Raw genomic sequence first — 14143 nt, forward strand, 5'->3', positions numbered from 1 at the left:
ACCCGACTTATTAGGTGTCAGACTAGGAGCCGGATGCAGTGAAAGCTGCACGTCCGCGTTCTGAAGGAGAGGTGTCCTGTGGTAACACAGGCATCGACTCTAATTGAAGACCAACGGGGCTGGTGACAGTCTCGTTGAGTTTAATAGTATATTGGGCTGCGAAAATTGAGGAAAAAATTAACGAGGGCGATCGCGCTTATATTGGTATAGCTTACGGCAAAAGAACTAATAAAACTGTAACACTTGGTTTGCTGAAGCAAATTTTGCCTAATTCGGAAATGATAACTTTAATAGGTCGAGAACTGTGGGATTTTGTCAGTGAAGATACTGATTTCACTGTCAATTTGTTTGAAGTTTTGCGTCTATCCGCCAGTCAAGTTTTAGCACAAAGTTCTATTGCTGAAGCTATAGAAAGGTGTAGCGATCGACTAATCGCTGAATTTATCGGAAAGTACGGTGAGGGAAGTCAAGGTGTTTTTAACTATATAGCAGATATATTTTGATTTACAGCTTTGCAGTAGCCCAGAAGCGCTACTGCAAACCCCAAACTACAAAACTCCTTTAGAACTCGGAATCCGGCTGGCGCGGCGCGGATCGATTTCTACCGCCATCCGCAGAGCTCGCGCAAATGCTTTGAACGCCGCTTCTACAATGTGATGAGAATTTCCGCCCTGCAACTGTCGAATGTGCAGTGTCATTTGAGTGTGGTTCACCACCGCCGAAAAAAACTCTTTCACTAATTCGGTATCGTAAGTGCCGATCCGCTGGTTGGGAATTTCCAAGCTGTAACTTAAGTGAGGGCGTCCCGAAAAATCTAGCACTACCTCAATTAAAGCTTCATCCAAAGGTGCGATGAAATGCCCGAAGCGAGAAATGCCCGATCGATCCCCGACAGCTTTTGCTAGCGCTTGGCCCAAGGTAATTCCCACATCTTCGTTCGTGTGGTGGTCATCAATCTCCAAATCCCCGATCGCCTGCACGTCCAAATCGATCAATCCGTGAGAAGCAATCTGGTGCAACATATGGTCTAAAAACGGAATCCCCGTAGACGCCTTGCAAGTTCCCACACCGTCGAGATTGAGGCTGGCGGTGACATCTGTTTCCAGTGTCGTGCGTTTCACCAAGGCGGCCCTAGCTGGTTGAACTGAACTTGTAGGAGGTAGAGAAGGGCGATCGATTATCTCCATAATTCGCAATTGGTCATTCATTAGTTATTGATAATTAGTAATTGAAGATTACAGCTTGATCGGCGCTGATTCTCAAGTATTTAGTTAAGAGAATTATGCAAAACTCAAAACTCTCGAAAGGGGCGGCTTTTGCATAAAACTTACTTGTTCAAGTTAAAGTTTATTGTCTCTACCCGCCCCTACATAAGCTGTTGCGGCATTTAAATTGTATGTCAAAAAACAATCAAACTTTTGTGGGGTGGGCGTCCCACCCGCCTCTAACATACAATTTAAATGCGCGATAGCTTAACTCAAAATTTTCGACAACTGTTACATTCCCATGATTTCGTAACCGGCATCGACATACAAAACTTGGCCCGTAATTCCGCTAGCGAGATTGCTGCACAGAAAAGCCGCAGCATTTCCCACTTCCTGCTGAGTCACCGTCCGCCGCAGCGGGGCCACTTCCTCAACGTGGTGGATCATGTCCAGAATACCGCCAACTGCTGACGAAGCCAGAGTCCGAATCGGGCCAGAAGAAATCGCATTTACCCGAATATTTAACGGGCCCAGTTCAGCAGCCAGATAGCGAACATTCATTTCCAAAGCCGCCTTAGCAATTCCCATCACATTATAGTTAGGAACTACCCGGACGCCGCCCAAATAAGTCAGGGTCACAATACTGCCGCCCTCGGCCATCAGCGGTTTAGCAGCAGCACAAAGCCGCACCAGCGAGTAAGCGCTAATATCCAAAGCATTGGAGAAACCTTGGCGCGATGTGTTGGTGAAATCTCCCGAAAGTTCGTCCTTGCCGGCAAAAGCCAGACAGTGGATCAAGATATCTAACTTGCCCCACTTGTCGGCGATGGTTTGAAAAGTAGACTCAATTTCGCTCTCGTCTTGGACATTGCAGGGCAAATACAGACTGGGATTGAGCGGTTCCACCAGTTCAGCGACTTTGCGCTCGTGCTTGCCTTTCTCGTCCTTCAAATAAGTTATGCCGAGGTTGGCCCCAGCTTTGTGGAGCTGCTGAGCGATGCCCCAGGCGATCGAGCGATTGTTGGCAATGCCCGTAACAAGAGCATTTTTTCCGGTCAAATCTATCATCTGTATTTCTTCTAGAAGCAACTAGCACCGTTCTCATTGGCTCTCTGCGACAACCCCGGCAGTTTAGACACAACTGATTCAGCTTTAACTGATTGAGACACAATTGAGACACAATTGAGACACAATTGATATTAATTTTGCTGTGGAGCTACATGGGGGCGGAATTGAAAAAGTTAAGAGAAGGGCTAGATTTAATCATACAGTGCGTGTTTACCTTAACATTAGATGGAAGTAACCGAATCCTTGGATATTGGAGGTTGGGCAGTATATTTTACTCAATAAGGTTAATCGGCAAGTTATAAAGTATTGATTAGTACAAAGGATCTAGTCGTGACGCATGATAGACCGCTAGCAGCCGTGTTCCGCCAAATCAGCGGCGGGGCGTTTCCACCCATTGTGGAAACCTTTGAACGGGGCAAGACAATTTTTTTCCCTGGAGACCCGGCTGAGCGCGTCTACGTTCTCATTAGAGGTGCTGTGAAGCTCTCCAGGGTGTACGAAGCAGGGGAAGAAATTACAGTCGCCCTCCTGCGCGAAAATAGCGTATTTGGGGTGCTGTCTCTGATTACGGGACACCGATCGGACAGGTTTTACCACGCGGTAGCCTTTACGCCGGTGGAATTGATCTCGCTGCCGATCGAACAAGTCGAGAAAGCGCTCAAGGAAGACCCGGAACTCTCGATGGTGATGCTGCGGGGACTGTCGTCTCGGATTTTGCAAACCGAGATGATGATTGAAACGCTGGCGCACCGAGATATGGGTTCGAGACTCGTCAGCTTTTTGCTGATTCTGTGCCGGGATTTTGGCGTGCCCGGTACAGAGGGGATTACGATAGATTTGAAGCTGTCCCACCAGGCGATCGCCGAAGCGATCGGCTCGACACGGGTAACTGTGACTCGTTTGCTCGGGGATCTCAGACAAGAAACCATGATCTCGATCCACAAGAAAAAGATCACAGTCCACAACCCGGTGGCTTTAAGCCAGCAATTCACTTGATGCCGAGAAAGTATGCGATTTTGGATTTTGGATTTTAGATTCAATCCAAAATCCAAAATCCAAAATCTAAAATCGGAATGACTGCTGGATACATCCTGGTATTTGTAATTTTAGTGTTAGGGGGTGTGATCGCCACTGTCAGCGATCGCCTTGGGACGAAAGTCGGCAAGGCAAGGTTGAGCTTGTTCAAACTTCGCCCCCGCGATACTGCTGTTGTTGTGACAGTGATGGCTGGCAGCATCCTGTCAGCACTGACTCTGGGCATTTTGTTTGCTACTAGCAAGCCGCTGCGAACGGGAGTTTTTAGAATAGACGAGATTCAAAAAAGGCTCAACAACGCCCGCAGAGAAATCAACCAAGCCACTCAAGAAAAAAATCGAGTTGAAAGTGAATTAGCTCAAGCCAGAGCCGCTCAAGCGCAAGCTAGAGCCAATTTAGAGCAAATTAATCAATCGCTCCAAGCAGCTAATGCTGAGCAAGCTCGGACGCAAACAAAATTAAACTCGCTGCGGGCCCAGCTCAACAGCGTGCAAGCAGCCAAGTCTAAAACTGAACAGCAGTTAAGTCAGGTAGAAGCGGCTAAATCTAAGACAGAAGAACAGCTCAGCAGCGTGGAAGCAGCTAAATCCCGCACCGAAGAACAATTGAAACTGGTTGAAACGGCCCGATCAAGTACAAAAGCTCAGCTCGATCGCACCGAGAACCAATTGAAAACAGTTTCTGCTCAAAAAACGACTTTAGGCTCGGAAATCGCCCAACTGCAAGAAGAGCGCCAAGAGTTAATCGACCAGGTAAAAACTCAAATTGCCCAGCGCGATCGAGAAATTGCCAAGCGAGACGCAGAAATTGCCCAGCGGGACAAGGAAATTGTCGATCGCAACGAACTAATTGCCCAGCGGGACAAGGAAATTGCCCAGCGGGTGCAAAATCTCGCCGAGCGCGATCGAACTATTGTCGAGCGCGACAAAGTAATTGCCGAGAGGGAAGCACTCTTAGAAACCTTGGCACAGCAACAAACTCAACTCGAACAGCAACAAACTTTATTGCAGCAGCAAGTGCAAGTTTTGGAACGCGATTTTCAGGCAATCCGCGAGGGTACAGTTGCCATCAGGCGCGGTCAAATTTTAGCAGCAGGCGTAGTTCGTATTATTGAACCCGGTATGGCGAGTGGCGCGATCGATCGGCTTTTGCAAGAAGCAAATAAAACCACTGTCGGACTCATGCAGCCGGAAAATAGAAAGGTTAGGGAGCAGGTTATTCAAATTACTAAAGCAGAAATCGATCAACTCATTAGTCAAATTAAAGACGGTCAAGACTACGTGGTGCGGATTGTCGCCGGCGCTAATTACCTGCGGGAAGAAAAGGTAATTAAGGTATTTGCAGAAGCAGAAATCAATCGAGTGGTTTTCCGCGCTGGAGATGTGATTGCAGGGGTTGCTGTCGATCCGGTGACTTTGACCGACGAACAGGTGCGGCAGCAGTTGCTGCAATTGATAGAAGCTTGTCAATTTCGCGCTCGCCTGATCGGTGTTGTCGGCGGTAGAGTTCAAGTGGCCGACAATCAGATTGAAACTTTGGCTGGTTTTATCGAGCGATTGCAGCAGTACGAGAAACCGCTGGACGTTCAGGCGATCGCCGCAGATGTCACTTACATCGCCGGCCCGCTTAAAATAGATTTAGTTGCTCTTGAAAACGGAGCCGTTGTTTTCCGCACCGGACAACAAACACAAGGCCCAGGAGACTTGAAAATTAAATAAACTCTGGATCTACATATCGAATTTGAGCAAAAATTTTTGGCGATCGAACCGCTATTTTGCTTGACTTTTTCGCGCCCTTGACATATCATTAAATCATGGGAATTCGTGCCGTCATATAACATCATTCGTAGGTGCGCCGCCACCAAAAATCTGGAAGCAGTACCAACAATCTCACAGCGACGCACCGCACCGCACCGCTAAGAAGGCAAAGAAATAAACTAAGAATCGAACCCTGAGATATTGACATCACAGAATAAAGTTTTGATCAATTCATAGCATTTGTAATAATTATTGTAAGAGTATATTGTTGAGTTTGTCTATCGTACAACTTGGCGCTTGATCGGAAAGATCATAAGTCGTCTTCCCATGATTCTTGGCTTACTTTTTCATGCAATGTTTGGCGCATATCCATCTTTCTTTGATATCTTTCCCAGCGAGCTTTCATGGCCTCCTTTCTATTTTCCTCCATATACTGCTTGTACTGATTGTAAAGCGTCGGCAAATTTTCAACTTCTTGATCTGAAAGACCATAAGTAGTTTTCCAATAGTTCTTGGCTTCTTCATGCAAGGTTTTGTGGCCAATCTTTATCTGTGTTTGATATCTTTTCAAGCAAGCTTTAATAGCATCCTTGCAGGCTCCATCCCTGTCACGATACCATATTGGCGAAAACACACCAAACCCGCGCTCGCTCGTATATTCACAAAAACGCCCATATATTGATTGAATGTGTAAATGGAACTCCGGGTTGGATTTCTCGAATGAGCTAATGTACCGCTCAACATCCTTAATCCAGTCATACAAAATAGCATGACCGAGACTATAAGCGACTACTACGTCACTGCCCCCTGGGTCATAAGAAAGCGGGTTTATCCTACTTCCCCTTGGGCATGGTCTAACAATTTTCCTTAATTCAGGGGGTAAGCCGTGCATCTCACTAGAGAAAATTGCCACCATTATTCCTCTCTCAGTACGAAAACGCTCTGTACCTGATGGAATTTGAATATTCTTTGCATCATCTCGATCTCCTCCCACTGGATCTTTAGACGATTGAGTTTGATTGTTACTCCCCATCGCCTGTTCACCTCGAAGTTGTCTCTGTATTTTTTCTTGCTCTTTTACTTCATTTCGCTTACGAATTCGTTCATCATAAAGTTTCTTCAACTCATCTTTGCGAACTTCTCCAACCACAGCAATTGTACTCGAATCTAGCCATTCAGGAAAAGCATTAATAGGATTGCACCATAGTTCTTCAATATGAGAAGATAAACTATCTCGTTGCTGCTGAGGAATATCTTTTGGGTCTAGCCAGACTTTACCGACCTTTTCGCGATCGCTATTATCAACTTCGTACCAAAAGTTAATATTTGCGAAGGAGCCAGCATCTAATTCTTTTGCCAAACTTGGGTAATCACACTTAATTTTTTTGATGTGAAACCAAACATTTTTTTTATGTCTTTGATTAGCATTACTAAATGTGCGGCTTACAAAGCCGAAACCTCTTTCTGTATTGTATTCCTGAACCTGACCAAATTCGACTTCCATTATTACAACTCCCAGTTAAATAGGGATTCCCATGATGATATAATATGTCAATCCCACAAAAAAATCAAGCCAAATAAGTACGATCGCCCGCAAAGATTTTGAGACATTCAGAAATGCAAGTATCAGATTAGATATAGGTTGGCGATGGGTTTCCTCGACTACAACAGCGCAACTACAAACTTATTAACACAGGACTCATAAATATGATTTTAGGTTTCGATCCCGGTAAAGACAAATGCGGCATAGCTGTAATGGGTAGAGATAAGAAGGTCTGCTACCATCAAGTTGTGCTGTCGGAAGCAGCGATATCTACTATTCAATCTTTGTGCGAACAGTTTCCCATTGAGTTATTAGTGATGGGAGATCAAACGACTTCTAAGAGTTGGAAACAAAAACTGACGCAGAGTTTGTCGCCGGAGATCGAAATTGTTCGGGTTGACGAGAGGTACAGCAGTTTAGAAGCGAGGGAACGCTACTGGGAAATGTACCCTCCGACGGGACTTTCTCGTTTGATTCCCCAGGGGATGCGGACTCCGCCGCGGCCGGTAGATGATATAGTGGCGATCGTTCTAATTCAGAGGTATTTAAACAAAAGTTAGTCAATTTTATAAGTGTTACCACTGATTCTCTTTGATTATTAAGGAAGCAATATGTTTTTGCGGATATGGAATTTTTAACTTAAATAAAATACACCCTAAATTTAGTGAATTAATCATTAAATAACAGTTAGTGTTACTTGATGACAGCTTCGGTCAAGATTACCTTACCATTCTGGCGGACTTGCAGGCGTTGGGGGTTAATCGAATAGATAATATTGCCGTTAGTCGCTTCATAACTTCCGTCATCACCTGTAGTTACTTGCATTACATTGATTTGGGTGCCATTTATTTTGCTGAGGCCGCGGTAAAAAATATCGCCTTCCTGGGTTTTGCAAATGTATATAGAAAAGTTGGGCGTTGCGAAAAATTGCACCATTTCGGCCCTCGGACATCCCTCAAATTGAGCTATTTGCAGCGGTTGATTATTGCCCAAAGTGTTGGGTGCGATCGCCCGAACTTTGCCAATCGGTTGATTTAGTGCAGTTGCTTCTGCTGAGGCAGTCAAAAAGCCGTGAAGCGAAGCTATCCCGAAGGGAATCGCACTAATGCCTGCCATAACTAGACCTACTCCTTTAATGCCCTTAACTCTATCTTTATAAAACATCTTGTCACTCCTGGTTTTAACTATATAATTACATCTTAAGCGATATTTGCTGGATATTAATAATATTTAATATCAGAGGTGAAAGGTGCAGGAATACGGTACACTGTCCGTTTAAGTAAGGTGCGACCTTTGTACCCTACACCAGTGAAAATACATAAGTATGTCAATGCGATCGCAGGAAAGCAATCTCTTGCATTGATAACATTTTTAAGGTTTTATGACTTGTTCACGCTGATCTGAGAAACGGGGTTTCTTGATATATTTCTCGTTACTAAACCTTTGATTTTCCTAGAAACCGGGTTTCTCGCCTCCCAGGCGATCGCGAACTGACTCAGTTACACCTGATTGACTGACAAAAGTTTAATTAGCCCAAACTACAGTGGTAGCTTGAAACTCAATTCGGTAAGTTCTTTGCTGATGTTGTAGACGAGAAGCCTGGACTGGTTCGGGGTCAATATTAGTAGAAAAAGAGATAACAGAAATTAAATTCCAGCCCTTGTTCAGAGCTTGTTTGACCCAACTCCAGCCAATTTTCAAGTAGCTAGCACCCCGATACCAATGTGGATCTACCCAGCGACGCTGACCTAAAATGACAACTTTAACACCTTGAGCAGTCAAGAACAAAGTAGTCATCGCTAACACCAAGCACAGTCGAGAAAGAGCTGGAGCGGAACGGAGTTTAGAGTCTGCGAGATTGAATCCAGAGGATTTATCATCCAGAAAATTTTCCTCAATGGTAAAGCGGAAGCCATATTCCCGAAAGGTTTGGAGATTAGTAGGCTCAGTACTAATAATGTACCAGTGTTCGCCAGAAGTAGATTCCCATGCAATTGCTAGATGGACATCTGTGAGCGAGTTACATTTGTGAATTTGAACGTTGTGGATCAGTTTTGCCTCGCCGATGGCTACCGGAAATTGACTCACTCGCTGCCACCCCTGCCGTGGATGACGCAGCCAAAAATTGCCTTTAATCCGGATTCGACAGTGCCAGCCTAATTTTCTGACATAACGGACTAATTCGGCATTGGCAAACCCCCTGTCAGCCAAGAGAATGACTTTGACATCGACTGGTAGGAGCCTTGAGACACGCTTGAGAAGATCCTGATAAGTATCGATTTTGACACTACTACTTTTGTGTTTGAGTACTCGCCAGCCCACCGGAATCGCTCGGCCCAAATGTACTACACAGATGCGAATGATGCAATATTTATCCCATAACATACTGGTATCAAAACTCAGATAAATTTCTGAGTCTTTCCAGTTGGCAAATACGGCCTTCACCACTGGACTATACAATTTTGCTGGGTTGATACGGGGATTATTTACCCATCGAGACAATCTTCGTTGTGTGCTTTGGGCTATTTGTGCTTTGGTGCAGACATGGTCGATCCATTTGGTTAGATTTACCTTGCCTTCTACAATCAAACCAACCATCATCCAACACATCACTCCTAGATGTCTTAAATCTGACCACTGACTGTATTGACCTGCGAATTTCATTAGTTTATGATGAAGATGAGAGGGGCGATCGAGCATTTCGATTCATACTGGTTTTTTGGTTAAAAACAGTTTATCCCTCTTTTTCTCTTTAATCCAGTCTGGGTCAGCTTTTATCCCGCTCTTGACTGACTTTTGTCAGTCAACCAGCAGTTACACAGTAATTTTTTATTGGCGCTTAGCTATTTAGTAAATAATAAAAAGGGAAACAGAAGATACATTTTTCCTCCTATTTCCCATTTTTTAAATAACCGTCGTCCTGACTGCGAACCTGGTAATTAATTAACTGCTGCCAACTGTTTGTCTTTGATTTCCACAGGCGCGGTTAATGCCTCTTCCAGATCCGCACAGCCGAGTTTTTCCTCCAAAATTGCCATCACTTCGCGGCCGAAATCATTGGAATTCCGCTGCCAAGCTTCTAAACAAATCTGCCCGAAAAACGAACCCAAAGGCTCTGGATTCCACAGCAATTTGCGCGCTGTCCAAGGCATCAAACTCATGGGATCGTAACCAGGTTGCAGAATCTCCTGTTTAAAGGCGTATTCTTCCAAAATTGTGTGCGGCTGCAACCCGATAAAGAAAATAGCGGGTTCTACTTTATCCGCTCCGAAAATCCGCTCTAATTCTCGGTGATAAGCAATAGTTTGCCGGATGGTTTCAAAGGTTTCGTCAATGACGTTAAACGAGTAATTCACGGAAACCACGTCGTTGTAACCGGCTGCTTTTAAATCGCGGCAATTTTCCAAAACTACTCGCAAGTTGTAGCCCATCCGCATTTTCCGAACCAGTTCCTGGGAACCGCTGGTGATGCCGATTTCAAAGTAATTCATCCCCGTTTTTACCATCAAATCGCACAACTCGGGTGTGAGATTGTCCGCACGGATGTAAGCGGCCCAGTGTATGTCATCCATACCGGCGGCGATGATTTTTTGCAATAATTCAACTGCATCGTCGATGAATTTGCGTGCTGGGATAAATTGAGCGTCGGTAAACCAGAAATTGCGGATACCTCGATCGTACAATTGCCGCATCTCCGCCACCACCTCATCCGCCGGATTGATCCGCACTTGCTTGCCTTCAATCACCGTATAAATGCAGTAACAGCAATTATGAGGACAGCCGCGTTTGGTTTGGACTCCGACGTAGAAGTCCATATCTTGTAGATAATAGGAAAATTCCGGCCAAATGGTTTCGATGTAGTTATAGTCGCAAGCAGTTTTCTCGATGTTGGCTGGCTTTTCGTGAATTAGCCGATCCCGCGGCACGGTTTCTCCCACCACATAACATCTTTCCTCGGCCAAATCTTCGCCCTTAATTAACTTCTCCAGCAAAGCTTCGCCTTCCCCCACCGAAACCACAGTGCCCGTCGGCAAACTGCGTCCCAACTGCTCGTAAAAAACGCTCACAGCACCGCCGCCGACCACTGCACGAGCTTCGGGGCGGTATTTCCGGGCCCGCTTCAATCCGCGCTTAATCAGTCCCAAATTGCGCCAGAGTTCGGTGTAGTAAGACGCGGCTAAACGCAGTCCTCCGAGTGCTCCCCGGAACTTGATCAGCGGATTTTTGGCGTAGTAAAACTCGAAGGCATTTTGCAGCGGATTGCCGCCCCTGCCGCCAACGGGCGCGTAAATTTGAATGTCCCGCCAAGAGAAAACCAGTAGAGTCGGCTTAAACTCGTCTATGCTGGCATCTAAAGCTTTAGCGAAATCCAGGGGGGGTACGGCACCTAAATCAAAAATGCGCTGTTGGACATCGGGAAACAGCTTGTGTACGTGATCCGAAAGATAGACAACTCCGATCGGGAAAATAGGATTGCAAGGGAGGCGGACGTACAGGACTCGGTTTTCTCGGTTTTCCATGATTGCCATATCCTAAAGTGGAACTTTTTCAGCTATGTTAATATTCTTTTAATATAACTTTACAATATGTCTAATTTTCGCAATTTGACATTAAATATTCTTAAATTTTTCTATTTGGCTCAATGCCGAGCTTGTTGGTGTCGATCGGCGACGGCAGCAGAAAAAAGCTAATTTTTAAGTCAATACAGCGTATTTTGGCTTAAAATCGCAGCGGGGAGTCAAAAATCCGATATTTATCCGGTTAGATTTTAAGTTAGGTTCGATCGGTCTCTCATGTATTAGGGAGTTGGTAGTCGGCTTTACAGTAGGCGGGATCACCTAGTGTTAGCCTGAGAAGATAACTAAAACTTTTAGGCAAGGCTCCCTCAGCAGTTATGGCTCAAATTCTTGACCCCGTACCCTCAGACACCGACAGCAAGATTCTGTGCTGCTACGTCAACGCCACCAGTCAGATTCAGATTGCTCGCATCGCCAACATTCCTAACTGGTACTTTGAACGAGTGGTGTTTCCCGGACAGCGCTTAGTGTTTGAAGCGATGCCGGCCGCAGCATTGGAAATTCACACCGGGATGATGGCTAGTGCAATTTTGTCGGATAAAATTCCTTGCGATCGCTTGCAGATTAACGAAGGCCCCTATTCAAACGTCAATCCTAGCAGATCCCCAGAGGCAGTTCAGGGCGATCGAACAGCGATGGCCCGCCGCCCCAAATCCCGAGAAATCTCAGAACCTTTGACTGTACCGGCGCTAACCGCCGTTGATTAATCGGAGTTGTGAGTTTTGAGTTATAAATTGTCATTTAATTGATAACTCCGCGCTCAAAATTCCAACTTCAGCAAAGTGGTAAAAACTCAACACTTAAGAATCAAAGTTTGTGAAATGAATTTTAGATCAAAACTCGCAACTGCAAAGATTGTCCGGTTTTTCCTAATTCCCTGAGTTTGGTTGGCGAGTTCGACAACTGTGCAAAAATATCATTAAACAGCTTCTCGAATTTCAGCCATGTCAGCACAACCTATCGCCTCTTCCCCATCTTCTGCCCCAGTATTTGAGCCGGCGATATTCCGGCTTTCTCCCCTGATTAGAATCACGCTGTTGAGCTTGTACACAGCCCTGACAATTCCATTGCCGTTTTTATCGGAAGTAACTAAAGCACCCGTTCCTCCCGCCGCACTCTGGGCGGCAATTTTTGTCGGGGCTGTGGGCCTCTACGGCGTGCTCAGTGAAAGGGTAATTTTGAGCGATGAGGGGATTGAAGTCACATATCCCAACTGGTTTCCGCGTTGGTTTCGCAAGGGTTGGTCGCTATCTTGGACTGAGGTAAAAGCTCTCAAACCTCGATCGACCGGTCAAGGAGGTTTAGTTTACTATTTTTTGAGTCATTCGGGAGAAGGTTATTTGCTGCCAATGCGGGTGGCTGGATTTGCTAAATTAGTCGGTTTGGTGGAAGCAAAAACAGGTATTGATACTAGAGATGTCCGTCCTTTGTCGCAGCCTTGGATGTATCTTATTTTACTTTTATGTACACTGCTGTTGCTGTTGGTAGATGCGTGGACTATTGTCACGGCGATCGGGCTCAAAGGTAATCTGTAATATTATCTCCGGTATATAGCCTTTCTCAGGTAGATGAGGTACAATGTGAGTAACCCAAATTGGCTGGAAAATATCAAATAACAAAAATCAGTTCGCTATAATTCAATCGGTGAGTGTGCGCCCCGCGCGGATAATGCGAACCAGGGTGGACTAGCAGTCGCTCGGGCTGATGCACTCGATCGCACCACTTCGGTCAATCGGGTTGATGCGGAGAGAAAGATTACAAAAAATATCAGATATCAATCAAAAATGAAATTTTACTCTGTTGACTTGCGGCAAAAAATAATTAATGTTTATGAAACTGAACCAATTTCGCAAAGACAACTAGCCAAGCGGTTTTGCGTTGCTCTGAGTTTTGTGCAAAAATTACTCAAACAATACCGTCTAACCCAAGATATTTCTCCTCAAACTCATAGATGTGGAGGTCAACTTAAACTGGGTTCCGAGCAACTGGTAATTTTAGCCCAATTGATTGAGACAAATAACGATGCTACTCTCGAAGAACTCTGCGAATTACTTCACGAAAAAATCGGTGTTACTGTCAGCCGAGCCACAATGGGAAGAATGACCCACCGGTTGAACATGACCTTCAAAAAAAAACGCTCTTTCCGTCAGCCAAAGGCAGTGAAAGAGTTCAAAACCTCCGATATGAGTTCTGGAAACAAGTGAACAACCTGAACGTGCAGGACTTAATCTTTATTGATGAGTCCGGGGTGAATCTGGCTATGGTTAGGTTGTATGCCCGATCGTTAAAAGGTTCAAGAGCCAGGGGATCAAAACCAAATAGGCGTGGCAGAAATGTATCGATATTGGGAGCAAGATCCGTCAAAAAAGTTGTGACATCTGTGAATTTATTAGGCTCAATAGATGGCATTACTTTCGAGGCTTTTATTATCAGAAAACTCGTTCCACAACTCTGGAAAGGTGCTTGCGTAGTAATGGATAACTATGGCATCCACAAAGGGGAAGAAATAGAAAAAGCCATTAAAAAAGCCGGGGCAAGGTTAATATTTCTACCTCCCTATTCTCCGGATTTCTCCCCAATTGAAAATTTTTGGTCTAAAGTTAAAGGCATTCTCCGTACTTTGGGGGCAAGAACTTATAAAGCATTGTCCTCATCAATAACTAGAGCTTTTGAGCAAGTTGACGAGCAAGACTTCTGGAATTGGTTTACTCACTGCTGTTATTGTACCTCATCTACCTGAGAAAGGCTATATAACCTGACGAAGTTTACCTTTATCGGATGTTGAGGCCTTGCGCTCTACTCGATCAGATGCAATGTTTTTGAGGAGAGTTTCTAACTGACTGTCATCCATGCTTTAACTTATTTCGCGTAAACTATTTTTACTGCTGGCTAACAACAGACTGCGGCTACTTGGGGAATTGTTAAGAGTTTAAATAAAAAAGTTTATTGTCAATTACT

The 14143-nt window shown here is 44.9% G+C and carries 14 protein-coding genes; 7 read left to right on the forward strand and 7 right to left on the reverse strand.

The genetic code is table 11. The annotated features are described in order from the left end of the window. Positions 1 to 122 precede the first annotated feature (122 nt). Complete coding sequence (locus QUA77_RS09775; protein ID WP_333450000.1) at positions 123 to 503, forward strand: hypothetical protein; 381 nt, start codon at positions 123 to 125, stop codon at positions 501 to 503. Between the two features lie 45 nt (positions 504 to 548). Here QUA77_RS09775 and hisB read toward each other — a convergent pair whose 3' ends face one another. Next, positions 549 to 1187, reverse strand: a complete 639-nt coding sequence (gene hisB, locus QUA77_RS09780; RefSeq protein ID WP_333175893.1) for an imidazoleglycerol-phosphate dehydratase HisB — start codon at positions 1185 to 1187, stop codon at positions 549 to 551. 309 nt (positions 1188 to 1496) lie between these two features. Further along, on the reverse strand, positions 1497 to 2273 hold the full coding sequence (gene fabI / locus QUA77_RS09785) for an enoyl-ACP reductase FabI (protein WP_333038047.1): 777 nt from the start codon (positions 2271 to 2273) through the stop codon (positions 1497 to 1499). 330 nt (positions 2274 to 2603) lie between these two features. On the opposite strand from fabI, the gene ntcA reads away from it, so the two are divergent. Together ntcA and QUA77_RS09795 are read left to right on the forward strand one after the other, a co-directional pair. Continuing rightward, a complete protein-coding gene (gene ntcA / locus QUA77_RS09790) occupies positions 2604 to 3269 on the forward strand; it encodes a global nitrogen regulator NtcA (RefSeq protein ID WP_006634020.1) in 666 nt (221 codons plus the stop codon). A gap of 77 nt (positions 3270 to 3346) precedes the next feature. Beyond that, positions 3347 to 5026, forward strand: coding sequence for a DUF3084 domain-containing protein (locus QUA77_RS09795; protein WP_333450001.1), 1680 nt, complete (start codon positions 3347 to 3349; stop codon positions 5024 to 5026). Positions 5027 to 5147: 121 nt separating this feature from the next. Here QUA77_RS09795 and QUA77_RS09800 read toward each other — a convergent pair whose 3' ends face one another. Both QUA77_RS09800 and QUA77_RS09805 read right to left on the reverse strand, forming a co-directional pair. Further along, positions 5148 to 5273 (reverse strand): hypothetical protein, encoded by a 126-nt coding sequence (locus tag QUA77_RS09800; RefSeq protein ID WP_333450002.1) that lies wholly within the window; start codon positions 5271 to 5273, stop codon positions 5148 to 5150. A 102-nt stretch (positions 5274 to 5375) separates the two neighbouring features. Further along, on the reverse strand, positions 5376 to 6569 hold the full coding sequence (locus tag QUA77_RS09805) for a hypothetical protein (protein WP_333450003.1): 1194 nt from the start codon (positions 6567 to 6569) through the stop codon (positions 5376 to 5378). Between the two features lie 203 nt (positions 6570 to 6772). Here QUA77_RS09805 and QUA77_RS09810 point away from each other — a divergent pair, with 203 nt between their 5' ends. Then, positions 6773 to 7168, forward strand: coding sequence for a pre-16S rRNA-processing nuclease YqgF (locus tag QUA77_RS09810; protein WP_333450004.1), 396 nt, complete (start codon positions 6773 to 6775; stop codon positions 7166 to 7168). Between the two features lie 133 nt (positions 7169 to 7301). On the opposite strand, the gene QUA77_RS09815 is transcribed toward QUA77_RS09810, so the two are convergent. The 3 genes from QUA77_RS09815 to QUA77_RS09825 all read right to left on the reverse strand — a co-directional run bounded on the left by QUA77_RS09815 (position 7302) and on the right by QUA77_RS09825 (position 11128). After that, on the reverse strand, positions 7302 to 7772 hold the full coding sequence (locus QUA77_RS09815; protein WP_333450005.1) for a hypothetical protein: 471 nt from the start codon (positions 7770 to 7772) through the stop codon (positions 7302 to 7304). 360 nt (positions 7773 to 8132) lie between these two features. Next, entirely contained in the window at positions 8133 to 9272 is a 1140-nt protein-coding gene (locus QUA77_RS09820; RefSeq protein WP_333450006.1) for a transposase, read from the reverse strand. Between the two features lie 275 nt (positions 9273 to 9547). Continuing rightward, positions 9548 to 11128, reverse strand: a complete 1581-nt coding sequence (locus QUA77_RS09825) for a photosystem II high light acclimation radical SAM protein (protein ID WP_333450007.1) — start codon at positions 11126 to 11128, stop codon at positions 9548 to 9550. Between the two features lie 374 nt (positions 11129 to 11502). On the opposite strand from QUA77_RS09825, the gene QUA77_RS09830 reads away from it, so the two are divergent. The 3 genes from QUA77_RS09830 (at position 11503) to QUA77_RS09840 (ending at position 13925) form a co-directional block, all read left to right on the forward strand. Further along, positions 11503 to 11892: a DUF1830 domain-containing protein gene (locus QUA77_RS09830; RefSeq protein WP_333038060.1), complete on the forward strand. Its 390-nt coding sequence runs from the start codon at positions 11503 to 11505 to the stop codon at positions 11890 to 11892. Between the two features lie 237 nt (positions 11893 to 12129). After that, positions 12130 to 12720: a hypothetical protein gene (locus QUA77_RS09835; protein ID WP_333038063.1), complete on the forward strand. Its 591-nt coding sequence runs from the start codon at positions 12130 to 12132 to the stop codon at positions 12718 to 12720. A gap of 249 nt (positions 12721 to 12969) precedes the next feature. Beyond that, positions 12970 to 13925 (forward strand): IS630 family transposase gene (locus QUA77_RS09840; protein WP_333450008.1). Its coding sequence is split into 2 segments (ribosomal slippage): positions 12970 to 13312 and positions 13312 to 13925, totalling 957 coding nucleotides; the frame shifts between segments, so codons are not numbered across the junction. The last annotated feature ends 218 nt before the right edge of the window (positions 13926 to 14143 follow it).

Source organism: Microcoleus sp. K5-D4, assembly GCF_036704575.1.
Classification (GTDB): Bacteria; Cyanobacteriota; Cyanobacteriia; order Cyanobacteriales; family Microcoleaceae; genus Microcoleus.